This window comes from Streptomyces sp. NBC_00086 (genome assembly GCF_026343255.1).
GTDB lineage: Bacteria > Actinomycetota > Actinomycetes > Streptomycetales > Streptomycetaceae > Streptomyces.
This window is the reverse complement of the sequence record NZ_JAPELZ010000001.1, coordinates 7,407,790-7,423,618: the sequence shown is the minus strand read 5'-3', so window position 1 is coordinate 7,423,618 and position 15,829 is coordinate 7,407,790. Positions and strand designations below refer to the sequence as shown.

At 72.5% G+C, this 15,829-nt stretch carries 17 protein-coding genes; 7 read left to right on the top strand and 10 right to left on the bottom strand.

The window, feature by feature from the left end; genetic code table 11:
* Positions 1-133: 133 nt before the first annotated feature.
* Both OG276_RS33645 and OG276_RS33640 read right to left on the bottom strand, forming a co-directional pair.
* A complete protein-coding gene (locus tag OG276_RS33645; protein WP_266911206.1) occupies positions 134-682 on the bottom strand; it encodes a flavin reductase family protein in 549 nt (182 codons plus the stop codon).
* A 199-nt stretch (positions 683-881) separates the two neighbouring features.
* A complete protein-coding gene (locus OG276_RS33640) occupies positions 882-1,274 on the bottom strand; it encodes a thioredoxin family protein (RefSeq protein ID WP_266911204.1) in 393 nt (130 codons plus the stop codon).
* A gap of 194 nt (positions 1,275-1,468) precedes the next feature.
* Here OG276_RS33640 and OG276_RS33635 point away from each other — a divergent pair, with 194 nt between their 5' ends.
* Positions 1,469-2,191, top strand: a complete 723-nt coding sequence (locus tag OG276_RS33635) for a 1-acyl-sn-glycerol-3-phosphate acyltransferase (protein ID WP_266911202.1) — start codon at positions 1,469-1,471, stop codon at positions 2,189-2,191.
* A gap of 70 nt (positions 2,192-2,261) precedes the next feature.
* Here the strand turns inward: OG276_RS33635 and OG276_RS33630 are convergent, their stop codons facing one another.
* Positions 2,262-3,470, bottom strand: coding sequence for an alginate lyase family protein (locus OG276_RS33630; RefSeq protein ID WP_266911200.1), 1,209 nt, complete (start codon positions 3,468-3,470; stop codon positions 2,262-2,264).
* A 221-nt stretch (positions 3,471-3,691) separates the two neighbouring features.
* Between OG276_RS33630 and OG276_RS33625 the strand changes: the two genes are divergently transcribed.
* Positions 3,692-4,954 (top strand): MFS transporter, encoded by a 1,263-nt coding sequence (locus OG276_RS33625; RefSeq protein WP_266911198.1) that lies wholly within the window; start codon positions 3,692-3,694, stop codon positions 4,952-4,954.
* Here OG276_RS33625 and OG276_RS33620 read toward each other — a convergent pair.
* The 6 genes from OG276_RS33620 to OG276_RS33595 form a co-directional block, all read right to left on the bottom strand.
* Positions 4,890-5,489 (bottom strand): transglutaminase family protein, encoded by a 600-nt coding sequence (locus OG276_RS33620; RefSeq protein WP_266911196.1) that lies wholly within the window; start codon positions 5,487-5,489, stop codon positions 4,890-4,892. The genes OG276_RS33625 and OG276_RS33620 overlap by 65 nt on opposite strands.
* Positions 5,490-5,540: 51 nt before the next feature.
* Complete coding sequence (locus OG276_RS33615; RefSeq protein ID WP_266911194.1) at positions 5,541-6,644, bottom strand: low specificity L-threonine aldolase; 1,104 nt, start codon at positions 6,642-6,644, stop codon at positions 5,541-5,543.
* Positions 6,641-7,402: an SDR family oxidoreductase gene (locus tag OG276_RS33610; protein ID WP_266911192.1), complete on the bottom strand. Its 762-nt coding sequence runs from the start codon at positions 7,400-7,402 to the stop codon at positions 6,641-6,643. The genes OG276_RS33615 and OG276_RS33610 overlap by 4 nt, the downstream gene beginning before the upstream one ends.
* A 26-nt stretch (positions 7,403-7,428) precedes the next feature.
* Positions 7,429-8,844 (bottom strand): DUF6421 family protein, encoded by a 1,416-nt coding sequence (locus OG276_RS33605; protein ID WP_266911190.1) that lies wholly within the window; start codon positions 8,842-8,844, stop codon positions 7,429-7,431.
* Between the two features lie 81 nt (positions 8,845-8,925).
* Positions 8,926-9,933: an alpha/beta hydrolase gene (locus OG276_RS33600; RefSeq protein WP_266911188.1), complete on the bottom strand. Its 1,008-nt coding sequence runs from the start codon at positions 9,931-9,933 to the stop codon at positions 8,926-8,928.
* A gap of 12 nt (positions 9,934-9,945) precedes the next feature.
* Positions 9,946-11,073: an LLM class flavin-dependent oxidoreductase gene (locus OG276_RS33595; protein WP_266911186.1), complete on the bottom strand. Its 1,128-nt coding sequence runs from the start codon at positions 11,071-11,073 to the stop codon at positions 9,946-9,948.
* 50 nt (positions 11,074-11,123) lie between these two features.
* On the opposite strand from OG276_RS33595, the gene OG276_RS33590 reads away from it, so the two are divergent.
* A complete protein-coding gene (locus OG276_RS33590) occupies positions 11,124-11,792 on the top strand; it encodes a PadR family transcriptional regulator (RefSeq protein ID WP_266911184.1) in 669 nt (222 codons plus the stop codon).
* Positions 11,793-11,985: 193 nt separating this feature from the next.
* Positions 11,986-12,678: a glycerophosphodiester phosphodiesterase family protein gene (locus OG276_RS33585; protein WP_266911182.1), complete on the top strand. Its 693-nt coding sequence runs from the start codon at positions 11,986-11,988 to the stop codon at positions 12,676-12,678.
* A gap of 38 nt (positions 12,679-12,716) precedes the next feature.
* On the opposite strand, the gene OG276_RS33580 is transcribed toward OG276_RS33585, so the two are convergent.
* Positions 12,717-13,256, bottom strand: coding sequence for a GNAT family N-acetyltransferase (locus OG276_RS33580; protein WP_266911180.1), 540 nt, complete (start codon positions 13,254-13,256; stop codon positions 12,717-12,719).
* 134 nt (positions 13,257-13,390) lie between these two features.
* On the opposite strand from OG276_RS33580, the gene OG276_RS33575 reads away from it, so the two are divergent.
* From OG276_RS33575 to OG276_RS33565, 3 genes are all read left to right on the top strand, one after another.
* On the top strand, positions 13,391-13,984 hold the full coding sequence (locus OG276_RS33575; protein ID WP_266911178.1) for a DUF5134 domain-containing protein: 594 nt from the start codon (positions 13,391-13,393) through the stop codon (positions 13,982-13,984).
* Between the two features lie 89 nt (positions 13,985-14,073).
* The gene (locus OG276_RS33570; protein WP_266911176.1) at positions 14,074-15,012 is read left to right on the top strand and encodes a M56 family metallopeptidase; all 939 of its coding nucleotides are present in this window, start codon (positions 14,074-14,076) and stop codon (positions 15,010-15,012) included.
* A gap of 73 nt (positions 15,013-15,085) precedes the next feature.
* Positions 15,086-15,826 carry a phosphatase PAP2 family protein gene (locus tag OG276_RS33565; protein WP_266911174.1) on the top strand — a complete coding sequence of 247 codons (741 nt, stop codon included), beginning with the start codon at positions 15,086-15,088 and terminating at the stop codon, positions 15,824-15,826.
* Positions 15,827-15,829: the final 3 nt, after the last annotated feature.

Below are 15,829 nucleotides of genomic sequence, written 5' to 3'. Positions count from 1 at the left end.
CCGTTCCCGCCGGGGCGGCCCGCGCCCCGTTCAGGAATGTTACTCGTCAGTACACAGCGGGTTCCGCCAGGTTGCAAGGCCGGTGAACTGTGATCTGGCCAACGCCGGTGGAACCGGCCCCAGCAGGGACGATTCAGTCCCTCAACGCGTTGAAGCGCCCCTGGTGGTACAGCAGCGGCCTGCCCTCCCCGGCCGGGTCCCCCGCAGGGTCTCCCGCCGGGTCCCCGGCGACCGCCTCCGCGATGATCACCCGGTGCTCACCGGCCGGAACCCGCGCCACGACCCGGCACACCAGCCAGGCCAGCACGCCGCCGCCCAGGACCGGAACCCCGTGCGGGCCGGGCGCCCAGTCGGTGGCAGGTCCGAAGCGGTCGGCCCCGTTGCGGGCGAACAGGCCCGCCAGCTCCTCCTGGTGCTCGCCGAGTATGTGGACCCCGAGGTACTCCGAGTCCCGTATCGCCGGCCAGCTGGAGGACCCGGTGCCGATGGTGAACGACAGGAGCGGGGGGTCCGCCGAGACGGAGTTGAGGGAGGTCGCGGTGAAACCCACCGGCCGGCCGCCGCTCTCGGCGGTGATCACGGCGACGCCCGCGGCGTGCCGGCGGAACACCGAGCGCAACAGCGCGGGCGAGCCGGGCAGGCCTGCGCCCACCCGTGGGGACGGAGCCGTCGGAGCCGTCATCAGGAGGTGTCCCGTCCGTAAAGCAGGAGTTCATACCGCATATCGCAAGCCTGGCGATCTCTCGTGTACACAGTCAAGCCTCAACGGGCAGATGTAGGGCGCGTCACGCTGCGTGCGGACGTGCGTACCGGCTCACCGGACGCCCGGCTCCCGCGCCGGCCGGGGGCCGCGCCCCGCGCCCGCCGGGTCCGCGCCCGGCTCATACGGCGGCGCCCAGGGCGGCGATCACGTCGGCCTTGCGCGGCATTCCGGCGGCCCGCCGCACGATCCGGCCCTCCGCGTCCAGGACCAGTACCGTCGGGGTCTTCTCGATGCCGAGGGCCCGTACGAGGTCCAGGTTCTTCTCGGCGTCGATCTCGATGTGCCGGACGCCCCCGACCAAGGCCGCGACCTCGTCCAGGATCCGCCGGGTGGCCCGGCAGGGCTGGCAGAAGGCACTGGAGAACTGCACGAGCGTGGCCCGCTCCCCCGGCTCGGCGCCCAGTTCGGCGATGCCCAGCCGGCCTTCGCCCACACCCTCGACCCGCTCGCCTGCGCGCACCCGCGCCCCCGTCTCCGCCGTCGCCTGCCCGTACGGGCACCCGTCCATCATCCCGGTACGTTCATACGCTGATCGAAGCGCCCCGCGGGCACGCCGCATTCCCGGCGTGACGAGAATCTCGCCGGGCACGGGCGTCTGGGCTGGCCTGCGGCTCTCGTATGGGGCACGATCCCCATGGCCGCGTACCTACGCTGCCGTAACTTCCGGCCGGGAGCACCTCCAGGCAGAAAGCGGGGCCTCCCCACATGGCTGAGTTCGTCTACCCCCCGGTAATCGGCGCCGCACACACCCTCTTCCGTGCGCTCGACGTCCGCATCGACATGAAGGGCACCGAGAACATCCCGCGCAAGGGCGGGGCGGTTCTGGTGTCGAACCACATCGGCTACCTCGACTTCATCTTCGCCGGGCTGACCGCGCGCCCGCAGAAGCGGCTCGTCCGCTTCATGGCGAAGGAATCGGTCTTCCGGCACAAGGTGTCCGGTCCGCTGATGCGCGCGATGAAGCACATCCCGGTGGACCGCGCCCAGGGCGAGACGGCCTACCAGCACGCGCTCGACTCCCTGCGCTCGGGCGAGATCATCGGCGTGTTCCCGGAAGCGACGATCTCCCAGTCCTTCACGCTCAAGAGCTTCAAGTCCGGTGCGGCGCGCATGGCCCAGGAAGCCGGCGTCCCGCTGATCCCGGTGGCGCTGTGGGGCACGCAGCGGATGTGGACCAAGGGCCGCCCCAAGGACCTCAAGCGCAGCCACATCCCCGTGACGATGCGGGTGGGCGAGCCGCTGGAGGCTCCCGCCGACCAGTACGCCGGGGCCATCACCCGCCGGCTGCGCGGACGGGTGCAGGAGCTGCTGGACGCCGCCCAGGCCGCCTACCCGGCCAAGCCCAAGGGCGCCGAGGACTCCTGGTGGCTGCCGGCCCACCTCGGCGGCACCGCGCCGACCCCGGAGCAGGTCAAGGAAGCCGGCTGAGGCCTGCCCCTGACGACGGACTGCGGCCCCGCCCATCGGGCGGGGCCGCAGTCCGTCGTCAGGGGTTCGGTCAGTTCGGGTTCTGGGCGTGGGTCAGCGTCTCCCACGCCTCGAAGTGGTTCTCGGTTCCCGCCGGGCGGCGGCCCTCGGTGAGCCTGCGGGTGTTCTCCATCGTGACGCCGAGCCGGGTGTGCAGGGCGTTGTAGCCGACCTCGGTCGCCGGGCCCAGGCCCTTGGCCAGGCTCCCGCCGCACAGCCAGGAGGGCACGGCCCCACCCAGTTCGTACGTGGCGTGGAAGCCCAGCGCGTGCCGGAACCGGTCCTTGAACTCCGGGTACAGGTCGCGCCCTTGGATGCGCGAGGTCTCGGCCACGTGCATGGTCGCCGCGATGCCCATGCCGGTGTGGCCGAAGTCCCGGCAGGTCTCCTGCGCCAGACCGTCGACGAAGGTGCTCTGGCCGTGCCAGTAGCCGATCAGCTCGCTCCTGGTGTCGATGGTGGAGCGCGGCGGGTACTTCGGCTGCGGCCCGTCGGAGGCCAGGTAGAAGTAGGCGGGCACCCGGCCGAGGTAGATCGCCATCGCCTTGTCGTAGCTCGCGCGGTCGTCGAGGTGGACGGAGATGCCGACGGCGGCGTCCATCATGATCAGTTCCCAGTTGCCGTTGCTGTTCGGCTTCCCGCCGATCACCTCGGGCAGGTAGACCTCGCGCAGCATCGTGGCGAAGCGCCCCTGGTTCGGCCAGCCGCCGGTGTAGGTGTGCTTGACGATCTCGGCGGCGCGCGGCCAGGTGGAGCCCGCCCAGCCGCTCTGCAGGGGGGCGTTGCTGTTGGTGTGGTCCTTGATCCGGGCGGACCACGCGTCCATCAGCTCGATCGACTTCTTCGCGTACCGGGCGTCGCCGGTGACGTACCAGGCGAGCGCGTCGGTGTACGCGGCTATGGCGTCCTCCCGCTCGTCGGTACAGCCGAGGTTGGGGTTGGAGTAGGAGCCGCATTCGACGATCTCGCGCGGCTTGGGCGTCCGCGACAGCGAGCCGTACCGGCTCGCGAGCATGGCGTCGAACGCCGCCTTCCAGGGCTGCTGCCCGGCCTGCACCTTGGTGCGTACGAAGTCCAGCTGGGCGCGGCTGTTCAGGACTCCGGGGTGGGCGAAGGCCGTGGGGGCGGCGGGGGTGACGGGGGTGTGGGGGGTGACGGCGGCGGAGGTGGGGGCGAGGGTCAGCGCCGCGACCAGGCCGAGGGCCGCTGCGAGCAGCCCGGCGGGGACTCCGTAACGCATGAAGCGCCTTCCGGTCGGAGGTCGGAGATCGGAGGTGAGTGCTCCTGAGGAGGGTCCGTGGGGGGATCCGTGCGGCCGAAGATACGCATGCGCATGCCAGGCTGACAACGATGTCAGACAGGAAAGTTTCCTATTGCCCGAAAATCGCGATCCTTTCGCCCTACACCGGTATGGCGTAGCCTCACACCCCTCTGCCACGTCATCCGGCGAAAGGGGCCGGGATGCCGGGGCTCGGACGGTACTTGGCCGCCGCACTGGCGGCGCGCTTCGCCTCCGAGGGCATGGGCATGGCCGTCGTGCTGCTCGCCCTCCAGCGCACCGGGAGCGCCGCACACGGCGCGTTCGTACTGACGGCTTGGCTGGCCCCGCACGTGCTCGCGGCTCCGCTCGCGGGCGCCGCCGCGGCCAGGTCGCGCCGGCCCCGCCTCTTCCACGTGGGCGCTCTGGCGGGATTCACCGCGGCCGTGGCGGCCCTGGCGTTGCTGCTCGGGCGGGCTCCGACCCCGGTGGTGCTCGCGGTGGCGGTGCTCGGCGGCTCCTGCGGGCCGATGGTGACGGGCGGGCTGTCGAGCCTGGTGGCGGGACTGGTTCCGGCCGGCCCCGCGCGCGACCGGGCGTACGGCTGGGACGCCTCGACCTACAACGGCGCGGCGGTGACCGCCCCGGCGGCCGTGAGCCTCGTCGCGGCCTTCGGCTCGGCCGGGCCCGCGATGGCGCTCCTGGCCGCGTCGGGCGCGCTGGCGGCGGCGCTGGCGGCGACCCTTCCGTACGGGAGCCCGCACGGAAGCCCGGACCCCGGCCCCGGCGCACCCCGGGTCGGGATGGGCGCCGGGCTGGCCGCCCTGTGGCGGATCCGGCAGCTGCGGGCCATCACCTCGGCCACGACCCTGGCCTTCCTCGGCCTCGGGGCGCTCACCGTCACCTCGGTCCTCCTGGCCACCTCGCTCGGCAGCCCGGGTGGCGGCGGCGTACTGATGACCGCCTTCGCCTTGGGCGCCCTGACCGGCTCCCTGACGCTGGGCAGGATCACGACCGTGCCCTCGGGCCGGCTCGCCTGCTGGGCCATGGCGGCGACCGGGGTGGCACTGACGGTGGCCGCGTTCACCCCGTCCCTCCCGCTCGCGGCCGTGGCGTTCGCCGCGGCCGGGGTGTGCGACGGGCCGCTGCTGACGGCCACCCTGCGGATCCGCTCGGAGTTCGCGCCCGACGGGACGCGGACCCAGGTGTTCACGCTCGGCGCCGGACTGAAGGTGACGGCCGCGTCCACGGGCGCCGCCCTCGTGGGGCTCGCCGCCGACGTACCGCCCTGGATCCTGGTGCTCGCGATCGCGGTCCTGCAACTGGCCGCCGCCCTGCTGCACACCGTGGTGACGGCGCGCGGCCGCCTACGGAAGACGGACGGCGCCGCCGCCCCGGCGGCTACAGCGCCGTCGGCAGGTTCCGCCACAACTGCGTCCGGTCCGCGGACTCCTGGAGCGCGTTGAGCGGGGCCGGGCGGGGTGCCGCGTACACCCCCGGGTAGTCGATCTCGCCGAGTTCAGGACGGACCGGGAAGGCCAGTTGTTCGCGGTCGAGGGTGAACTGGGCATCCACACCGGGCTTGTTGCCCCGCGGGTCCACCCGGGCCCAGCCCTCGCCGCCGGGCAGGCGCAGCGCGACGAGGCCGTGGAGGGCGAGGTTCGATCCGTCGCCGTCGCCGAGGAGCTGGTAGCAGAGGCCGGCCGGGATTCCCCGGTTGCGCAGCAGGGCGGTCAGCGCGTGGGACTTGGCGTAGCAGATCCCGTTGCGCGTCTCCAGGACGTCGGAGGCTCGCCAGGAGACGCGGTCGTCCCCGGAGTCGGCGGAGTGCGGGATGGTGTCACGGACGAACTCGAAGGCCGCCTTGGCGTATGAATATGCGTCGCCCGTGGCCGTCCACAGCGCGTCGGCGGTCTCTTCGACCAGTGGATGGCCGTGGTCGACCGCTTCATCGGCCGCCAGATAGGCGGCAACGTCGGAATGCTCCTGGATCAGTTCCATGATCCAGGAGCATACCCATGCATTCGACTGCATGCCTATGAATTTATGCCACTACCGTGCGAGCTCTTCCTTGAGGGCCTGGAGGAAGCCGTCCACGTCCTCTTCCTGGGTGTCGTAGCTGCACATCCACCGGACGTCGCCCGCGATCTCGTCCCAGAAGTAGAAGCGGTAACGCTCCTGGAGGCGGCGCGTGACCTCGTGCGGGAGCCGCGCGAACACCGCGTTCGCCTGCACCGGGTAGAGGATCTCCACCCCGTCGGTCTCGCGCACCCCGGCCGCCAGCCGCTGCGCCATCGCGTTGGCGTGGCGGGCGTTGCGCAGCCACAGGTCCTTCGTGAGGAGCGCTTCGAGCTGCACCGACACGAAGCGCATCTTGGAGGCAAGCTGCATCGACATCTTGCGGATGTGCTTCATCTGCCGGACCGAGTCCGGGTTCAGCACGACGACGGCCTCGCCGGCCATCATCCCGTTCTTGGTGCCGCCGTAGGACAGCACGTCCACGCCGACCGCGTTCGTGAAGCTGCGCATCGGCACGTCGAGCGAAGCCGCGGCGTTGGCGATCCGGGCACCGTCGAGGTGGACCTTCATCCCCTTGGCGTGCGCGTGCTCGCAGATGGCACGGACCTCGTCCACGGTGTAGACCGTGCCGAGCTCGGTGTTCTGGGTGATCGACACGACCTGCGGCATCGCCCGGTGCTCGTCCTCCCAGCCCCAGGCCTGCCGGTCGATGAGCTCGGGGGTGAGCTTGCCGTCCGGCGTGGGGACGGTGAGCAGCTTGAGGCCCGCCATCCGCTCGGGCGCACCGCCCTCGTCGACGTTGATGTGCGCCGACTCGGCGCAGATCACCGCACCCCAGCGGTCGGTGAGCGCCTGCAGGGCGGTCACGTTGGCGCCGGTGCCGTTGAAGACCGGGTAGGCCTCGGCGTGCGGGCCGAAGTGGCCGCGGAAGACCTGCTGGAGGTTCTCCGTGTACTCGTCGTCGCCGTAGGAGACCTGATGGCCCCCGTTGGCGAGCGCGATGGCCGCAAGGATCTCCGGGTGGATCCCGGCGTAGTTGTCGCTCGCGAAGCCGCGCACCGCCGGGTCGTGGTGGCGGCGGGCGTCGGTCTTGGCCGCCGACTTGCGTATCGCGGTCTTCACGGCACCGGTCTTCACGGTTGGGGGGTGAGCCACAGGCGCTGTCCGTTCACATCGGTGGCGGGCCGCTCCCAGACGCCGGCGATGGCCTCGGCCAGCTCCTTGACGTCGGTGAAGCCCGCGAACTTCGCAGTGGGACGCTCCGCGCGCATCGCGTCGTGCACCAATGCCTTGATCACCAGGATCGCAGCCGCGGCGCCCGGACCGTCCTCGCCACCCGCCTTGCGGAAGGAATCCGCCATCGCGAGGGTCCAGGCCTCGGCCGCCGCCTTGCCCGCGTTGTACGCGGCGTTGTTGGCGACCGGCTTGTGCGCACCGGACTGGCTGACCAGGACGTAGCGGCCGCGGTCGCTGCGCAGCAGCCCGTCGTGGAAGGCGAGGGAAGTGGTCTGGACGGTGCGGATGAGGAGCTTCTCCAGAAAGGCCCAGTCCGCGAGGTCCGCGTCCGTGAAGGTGGTGCTGCCGCGCCAGCCGCCGACGAGGTGGACCAGGCCGTCGATGCGGCCGAATTCCTTCTCGGTCTGCTCGGCCCAGGCCTTGGTGGCGTCCAGGTCGAGCAGGTCGACGGTGTCGCCGGTGATCGTGGCACCGCCGTGGGCGTAGCGCGCGGCGTCCACGGCCTCGGCGAGCCGGGCCGCGTCGGCGTCGGAGGCGACGACGATGGCGCCCGCCTCGGCGAGGCGGAGCAGGGTGGCGCGGCCGGCGGGCCCGCCGGCCCCCGCCACCGCCACTACCGCCCCGTGGAGCTTCCCGTTCCCGTTACCGGAGCCGTTCATCTGTGCAGCCTCCTGTGGGCGAGTGCTCACGCGGCGACCCGCGCGGCGGTCTCGCGGTCCGCGGCGTTCCCTGCCGTGATGCCCTTGGTCGAGGCGATCACGCCCTTGAGCTTCTTGGCCAGGGCCTCATAGAACATGCTCAGCGGAAACTCGTCCGGAAGCACGTCGTCCACGAGCTTGCGGGGCGGCTGCGTCAGGTCCAGGGCGTCGGGGCCCTTGGCCCACTTGGATCCCGGGTGGGGGGCGAGGTACTCCGCGACCAGCTCGTACGCCTTGAACCAGTGGACGAGCTTCGGGCGGTCGATGCCGGCCCGGTAGAGGTCCTCGATCTCGGCGCACAGCTGGTTGGTGACCTGCGGGGCGCGCATCCAGTCGATCTTCAGCTTGTTGTCCGTCCAGCGCACGACGTCGTGCTTGTGGAGGTACGCGAAGAGGAGCTGGCCGCCGAGGCCGTCGTAGTTGCGGTTGCGGTCGCCGGACACCGGGAAGCGGAACATCCGGTCGAACAGGACGGCGTACTGCACGTCACGGCCGTGCTCGTTGCCCTCGGACTCCAGCTTCACGGCCTCCTTGAAGGCGGTGAGGTCGCAGCGCAGCTCTTCCAGGCCGTACATCCAGAACGGCTGGCGCTGCTTGATCATGAAGGGGTCGAACGGCAGGTCGCCGTGGCTGTGGGTGCGGTCGTGGACCATGTCCCACAGGACGAAGGCCTTCTCGCAGCGCTCCTGGTCCTCGACCATCCGGGCGATGTCCTCGGGCAGCTCGATGCCCAGGATGTCGACGGCGGCCTCGGTGACCTTGCGGTAGCGGGCGGCCTCGCGGTCGCAGAAGATGCCGCCCCAGGTGAAGCGCTCGGGGGCCTCGCGCACCGCGATGGTCTCCGGGAAGAGCACGGCGGAGTGCGTGTCGTAGCCCGGGGTGAAGTCCTCGAAGGTGATGCCGAGGAAGAGCGGGTTGTCGTACCGGGTGCGCTCCAGCTCGGAGAGCCATTCGGGCCACACCATCTTCAGCACGACGGCTTCGAGGTTGCGGTCCGGGTTGCCGTTCTGCGTGTACATCGGGAAGACCACGAGGTGCTGGAGCCCGTCGGCGCGCTCGGCGGCCGGGGCGAAGGCCAGCAGGGAGTCGAGGAAGTCCGGTACGCCGAAGCCGCCGTCGGCCCACTTGCGCAGGTCGCCGATGAGGGCGCGGTGGTACGCGGCGCCGTGCGGGAGCAGCGGCGACAGCGCCTCGATGCCCTCGATCACGCGCTCGACCGCGGCCGGGGCGGCTGCGCGGATGTGCGACCCCTCGCGCTCGAAGTCGATGGAGCCGTCGGCCGACTGCCAGGGCCGGATCTCCTCCACGGCGGCCTTGAGCTCGGGCCATGCCGGGTGGTCGACCACCCGTACACCAGCGGTCGTCACGGCACCGCCGATGCCCGGCACAAGAGTTTCCGTCATGTCACTTCCTCCACAGGAGAACCTCACGTCGGCACAGCGTAAGCGGGTGAGGCTCTCCTTCTCAAGAGGAGATCCGGGAAATTATCCTGCGTCACCCCCGGTTTCACCGGAAGTCTTCCCGTTCTTATGCGTGGAGTCGATGACTTCGCCCAGCCGCGCCAAGGCCTGGCCCGCCTCGGGGAGCACTCCGGCCAGTGCGAGGAACCCGTGGAACATTCCGGGGTGGGAGTCAAGGGCCGAACGGACCCCGGCGCCGAGCAGCCGGTGGTGGTAGGCCTCCCCCTCGTCCCGCAGCGGATCGCAGCCGGCGACCACCACGTACGCGGGCGGCAGCCCCCTCGGGTCGGCGACGAGCGGGGAGGCCAGCGGATGGCCGCCGTCGCCGCCGGGGCCCAGGTACTGCTCCCAGAACCAGCGCAGGTGCGCCGAGGTCAGGAAGTACCCCTCCGCGTTGCTCCGGTAGGACCCGGCGTCCTGGGCGGCGTCCAGGCACGGGTAGATCAGCACCTGGAGCGCGACGGCGGGGCCCCCGCGCTCACGGGCCAGCAGCGAGGAGGCTGCGGCGAGGTTCCCGCCGGCGCTGTCCCCGGCCACCACCAGGGCGGCCCGGTCCCCGCCGAGTTCCTCGATGTGCGCGCCCGCCCAGCACAGGGCGGCGTACGCGTCGTGGACGGCGGCGGGGAAGCGGGCCTCGGGCGCCCGCCGGTAGTCCACGGAGACCAGGACGGCGCCGGAGGCCCGGCAGAGCGCCCGTGCGGTGGCGTCGTAGCGGTCGAGGTCACCCAGGACCCAGCCGCCGCCGTGGCAGAACACCACGGTCGGCCGGGGGCCCGGCCACCGCTCCGGGTCGGGGTAGTAGACGCGTACGGGGACCGGCGGCGCCCCGGCCGGCCCGGGGACCTCCCGGTCCTCCACGGCCCCCACGACGGCCGGCCGGGCCGTGGCGGGCACGGCGGCGAGGATCCGGCGGGCCTCGTCTGCGTCGGTGACGCGCCCCCCGAGGTCGGGGAAGAGGGAGGCCAGCGCGTCGGCGTAGGGACGGGCGGAGGGATCGAGCCGGTCGCCCCGGGCGGCGGTCACATCCGTCACGGCGGCAGCCCCCTACGCCCGCTGGTTCGCGAAGTGGGGGATGACCTTCTCGCCCCACTGCCGCAGGGTCTCCAGACAGGCCTCCTGCGGCACGGTCCCCATCTGGATCAGGCACATGATCTCGTCGGCCCCCGCCTCCCGCAGCCGCTCCACGTACGCGATCGCCTCGTCCGCACTCCCGTAGGCGTGGTCCGCGTTGAAGGTGGCCGTGGCGGTGGGCCGTACCGGGATGTCCTGCTCGTGCAGCCGGGCGACCACCTGCTCGGCCGCCCTGCGCATCTGCGCCCCCTCGTCGGCTCCCTCGACCACCGCCTCGTCCGGCACCCCCGTCCCGCCGTACCAGTGGCCGATGGACTGCGCGAAGAACCGCTGTCCCCGGATCCCGATCCGGCGGGCCTCCTCGGGGTCGTCGAGCACGATCGTCGGGCAGAGCACCGAGAAGTGGTCGTTGACCGCCGTGGAGACGAAGCGGCCGCCGTCCCGGCCGGCGATCGCGGCGTCGTAGACGGAGCGCATCCCCGCGATGGACTCCGGCCCGGCGAATCCCATCACGAGCGCCCCGACGCCCAGCTCCGCGGCCTGCACCAGGGTCTCGGCGCGGCTGCACGCCAGGAAGAGCGGCGGGTGGGGCCGCTGGCTCGGCCGGGGCAGGATCGGGTGCGGATCGATGTCGATGAGCTCCCCGTGGTACTCCAGCTCGTCCTCCTGCCAGGCCTTCCCGATGATCCGCAGTGCCTCCTCGACCTCCGCCGTGGTGCGGTCCCTGTCCACCCCGCACAGCGAGGTCTCCTGCACGGTCCCGCCCCGCCCGGCCCCGAGGTCGACCCGCCCGCCGGACAGCAGGTCGAGCATCGCGGCCCGCTCGGCGACCCGGACGGGGTGGTTGAAGGCGAAGGGCATGCACACGACTCCGTGGCCGATGCGTATGGTGTTCGTCCGGGCAGCGACGAAGCTCAGAAAGATTTCCGGGGCGGACATGTGGGCGTACCACTTCAGGGAGTGGTGCTCGACGGCCCAGATCCGGTCGAATCCCATCTGTTCGGCGAGTACCGCCTGCTCCACGCAGTCACGGATGACCTGGTGCTCGCGCTCCACGGTCGGGTCGGCCAGCTGTGCCTCGAAGATGACGGAGAACTTCACTTATGCCTCCAGGGTCGCGTCCCGTGCCGGGTCTCACTTCTATTCGAAATATGACTAGTAGTCAGAAGGCGAAGAAGCAAGAGCTTCCACCGACCGCGTGGGCCGTTCTCGGCCTGCTCTCCTTCCCCGGCGAGCGGACCGGCTACGAACTGAAGAAGTGGGCGGACTCCTCGCTGCGCTTCTTCTACTGGTCCCCGGCCATCAGCCAGATCTACGCCGAGCTGCGCCGCCTGGAGGAACTGGGCTACGCGGCCTCCGTGCGCTCCGGCCCCGAAGAGGCGCGGGCCAAGCGGCGCTACGGCATCACCCCCGCCGGGCGCGAGGCGCTGGCCGGCTGGGCCTCCGACGTCGCCGAGGCCGGCCCCCCGGTGCTCAAGCACGGGCTGCTGCTGCGGGTCTGGCTCGGTCACCTGGCCGAGCCGGAGCGGCTGCGTGCGATGGTGACGGAGCATCTGGAGCGCACCACCGAGGAGTTGGCCTCCGTACGGGAGGCCATGGCGCACGCGGCGACCGAGCGGGACTGGGCCTTCCCGGTGCTCGCCCTGCGCTGGAGCGAGCGCCAGCACCTGGCCGAACTGGAGCTGACGCGGGAGCTGCTCGCTGATCTGGAAGGCCTGAAGGGCATGGAAGGCTTGGAAGTCCTGAAGGGCGTGGAGACCTTGGAGAGCCCGCACGCGCAGGAACGTCAAGCCGGCGGGGACGCGCCCACGCCCGGGTGACCGCGCGGGCCGCGGCGGGGGCTCACCAGCCCCCGGCGGGCCCGTCGGGAAGCGGCCGGACGGCGTTGCGGAGGCCCCGCAAAGGCGGTTTCATCGCACGGGGGGCGCACTAGCATGCGTCCTCATATCGCGCGCGGCCGGTCGGGACACCGCGACCGCGCGCGGGGCCGCCGTCGACGGAAGCGAGAGAACCTTGACTTTCCTCACCATCGGGCACCGCGGGGTCATGGGTGTCGAACCGGAGAACACCTTGCGGTCGTTCGTCCGCGCGGAACGGTCCGGCATGGACGTCGTCGCGCTGGACGTACGGCTCAGCAAGGACGGCGCCCTCGTCGTCCTGCACGACGCCGAGGTGGACCGGACCACCGACGGTTCGGGCGCAGTGGCCGACCTGACCCTGGCCGAACTGCGCGAGCTGGACGCCGGAGACGGCGAACACGTGCCGGTCCTCGACGAGGTCGTCGACGCGGTCCGCGCCCCGCTGCGGATCCAGGTCCACGACCTCGGCGCCGTCGGGACCTTCGCCGAGCTGCTGCTGCGCCGCGATCTGACCGGCCGGGTGGAGGTGGCCTCCTTCCGCGACGAGGTGCTCGTGGAGGCGGCCCGTCTGGTTCCGGGCGTACGGACCGTGCTCTACGCGAACCAGACCCCGGCCGACGCCGGGGAGGTCGTCGCCCGGGCCGCCCTGGCGGGCGCGGAGGCGGTGGCCCTCAACATCGGCCACCTCACCCTGCACACCGTGGAGTCGGCGCACGAGGCCGGACTGCGCGTCACGGGATGGACGGTCAACACGCTGGAGCGGCTGCGCCTCGCGCGGGCCCTCGAACTCGACGGCGTGCTCACCGACTTCCCGGAGATCCGCTCCACGGGCCGCTTCACCGCCTGAGGACCGCGCACGGCGGTCCGTGGACCCCGCCCCCGCGGCTACAGCGGCTTCACCAGCAGCTCGAAGGCCAGGTCGTCGCGGAGCGGGACGCCGAACCGCTCGTCCCCGTAGGGGAAGGGGCTCATCTCGCCGGTGCGCTCGTAACCACGGCGCACGTAGAAGGCGATGAGCTCCTCCCGTACGTTGATCACGGTCATCCGCATCTCCTTGGCCGCCCACTGCTCGCGGGAGCGGCGCTCGGCCTCCGCCATGACCGCCTTGCCCAGTCCGCCGCCCTGCTGTCCGGGCCGGACCGCGAACATGCCGAAGTAGACGTGGTCCCCCCGGTGTTCGAGGTGGCAGCAGGAGACGATCTCACCGGCGCGCTCCACGACGAGGAGCATGCCCTCGGGGTGCCCCACGATCCGGGCCACGTCCTCGGCGTCGGTCCGCTGCCCGTCCAGGAAGTCCGCCTCGGTGGTCCAGCCCCCGCGGCTCGACTCTCCCCGGTACGCCGATTCCACGAGCTCCACGAGCGCCGGGATGTCCGCCTCCACGGCACTGCGGTAGGTCAAGGCCTGGGGGGCGGCGCTCGGCATCGAGGGCTCCGTTCTGCGCGAGGTCTGCGACGTGCTTCTTCCGGTGATCCCACAGAGCCTAACCTCGCCCGGCGTGATGGCCGTGTGAAGGGGGCATCTCTTCCCGTGAAGCCGACGAACCGGGAGGTTCCGCCGTGCACGGTCCCGCCACGTCCCTCTCCACCTCCGTCTCCACCGCCGTCTCCGCCTGGCTCCTCGTCCTGCTCTGCGCGGCGAGCGGTGCGTACTGTCTGCGGCGCGCGGGCAGAGCCGGTGGCGGACCGGCGGCCGGGGAGGCGGCGATGGGGTTCGGCATGGCCCTGATGGCGGTGCCGCTCCGGCTGGGCGGCGACTGGCAGGCGCCCGTGCTGGGCGTGGTCTTCTGCGGGGCGGCGCTGCACGCGCTGTGGCTGCTGCGCGGCGGACCGCACCACGCGCACCATCTGGTGGGCTCGCTGACCATGGTCTACATGGCGCTGGCCTCGGGCACCGGCGCGGCCGCGGGGGCCTCCGGCCACGCCCACGGGCACGGCGCCGGACTGCCGCTGCTCACCGGCCTGCTACTCGTCTACTACGCGGGCTACGTGGTGCTGGGCGGCGCCCGGCTGGTCACGGTCGGGGGCGCGCGGAGCGCGGGCGGCGCACTCGGCACGGGCGGACCCGGAGCACCCGCCGGACCGGCGGAAGTGATCCGCGCCTGCCGACTGGCCATGGGAATCGGGATGTTGGCGATGCTGCTCACGATGTGAGGCCGCGGGCGGGCCCGCCAAACGTGTCCTCCATCACCCTTGGCCCGGACCATACCCGCAGGTAGCCGCACGCTCCTAGGCTGAGGCCCATGATGGTCCCCGCCGTTCTCCTGCTGCTCGGCGCCCTGACCGCGGTGCTCGCACCCCGCCTGCTGGCCCGGGCCCGCTGGCCCGAGCGCGAGCCCGTCGTGGCCCTGTGGACGTGGCAGTGCGTGGTGGGCGCCGTCCTGCTGTGCCTCGCGCTGTCGATGCTGCTGAGCGCGGCCGCCGCCTGGCAGGCCGTACGGGGCGGGCTGTTCGCCCCGGCTCCGCACGGGGTGGTGGACGCCTACGGGCTGGGCGCCGGGGGCGGGCTCTGGGCCACGGGCACCGCCCTCGCACTGGCCGGCGGCGGGCTGTGGACCGGCGCCATGCTGGCCCGGGAGATCCTGCGGGCCCGCGCCCGGCGCCGCGCGCAGGGCGCCGAACTGCTGCTGCGGGCCCCTCTGCTGCCCGGCGAGCAGGCCTCCGGGGCGCGGCTCGTGGTCCTGGAGGGGCAGCGGCCCGACAGCTGGTGGCTCCCGGGTCCGGCCCCCCGGCTGGTGGTCACGACGGCGGCCCTGGGCCGGCTCAAGGGCAGTCAGCTGGATGCCGTACTGGCCCACGAGCAGGGGCACGCGTCGGCCCGGCACGACTGGCTGCTGCACTGCTCGCGAGCCCTGTCCGGGGGATTCCCGCGGGTCCCGGTCTTCGCCGCGTTCGAGGCGCAGATGCACCGGCTGGTGGAGCTGGCCGCCGACGACGTGGCCTCGCGGCGGTACGGCCGCCTGACCACCGCCCTGGCCCTGATCGGCCTGAACGAGGACCGCGGGGTCTTCGGCCCGTCCCCCGCGCCGGACGCGCACGTCCCCGAGCGGGTCCGGCGGCTGCTGGCGGCCGCGCCCCGCCTGTCGGCCGTGCGCCGGATGCGACTGACGGCCCTGGCGACACTGGCGCCGGCGATCCCGCTGCTGGTGGCGTTCGGCCCGGGGTTGGGCGCCCTCGCCTGAGGGCCGCCCGCCGGGGATCGCGGGACCGCCGCCCTTGCGGAGCATCGGCGGCGCCGGGTGCGAGGATCGGCGGATGCGGAGCGATCACGTACGGCTGCGGACCCCACTGCTGTGCGCGCTGCTCGCCGCGGCGGCCGTGCTGACGGTGCTGGTCGCCGCCCGCTGGGGTCCGCTGCTGTCCCTCGACGGGCGGATCGCGCGGGGGCTGCACGCGTACGCCGTCTCCCACCCCGGGGTCACCCACGCGATGCGGGTGCTCAGCGACTGGGTCTGGGACCCGTGGACCATGCGGGCCCTGGCGGGCGCGGCCTGCCTGTGGCTGTGGTGGCGGGGCAGGGGCCGGTGCGCGCTGCTGATCGCGCTGGCCACCCTCGCGGCCTCGGCGGTGAGTCAGGGGCTGAAGCTCCTGGTGGGGAGGGAGCGGCCGGTTTGGCCGGATCCGGTCGTCTCCGCGGACTACGCCGCCTATCCGTCGGGGCACGCCCTGACGGCGACGACGGTCTGCGGGCTGCTCGTATGGCTGTTCGCACGCGGGCCGGCGCGGCCGTTCTCCCAACCGGTGTCCCGACCGGTCTCCCGCCCGCTCACGCGGCCCCGCCCGACCCTGGCGCTGCTCGTCGCCCTCGCCGCGGTCTCGGTCCTCGGGGTCGGCTTCACCCGGATCTACCTCGGCGTCCACTGGTTCTCGGACGTCCTGGCGGGCTGGCTGCTGGGCGCGGCACTCGTGACGCTCACGGTCTCGGTTCCGGCCTCGGACGGTGCCTGCTCTGGGCGATCCCCCGTGTCGCCCAGAGCAGGCGGTCCGGCGCGCTGAGTA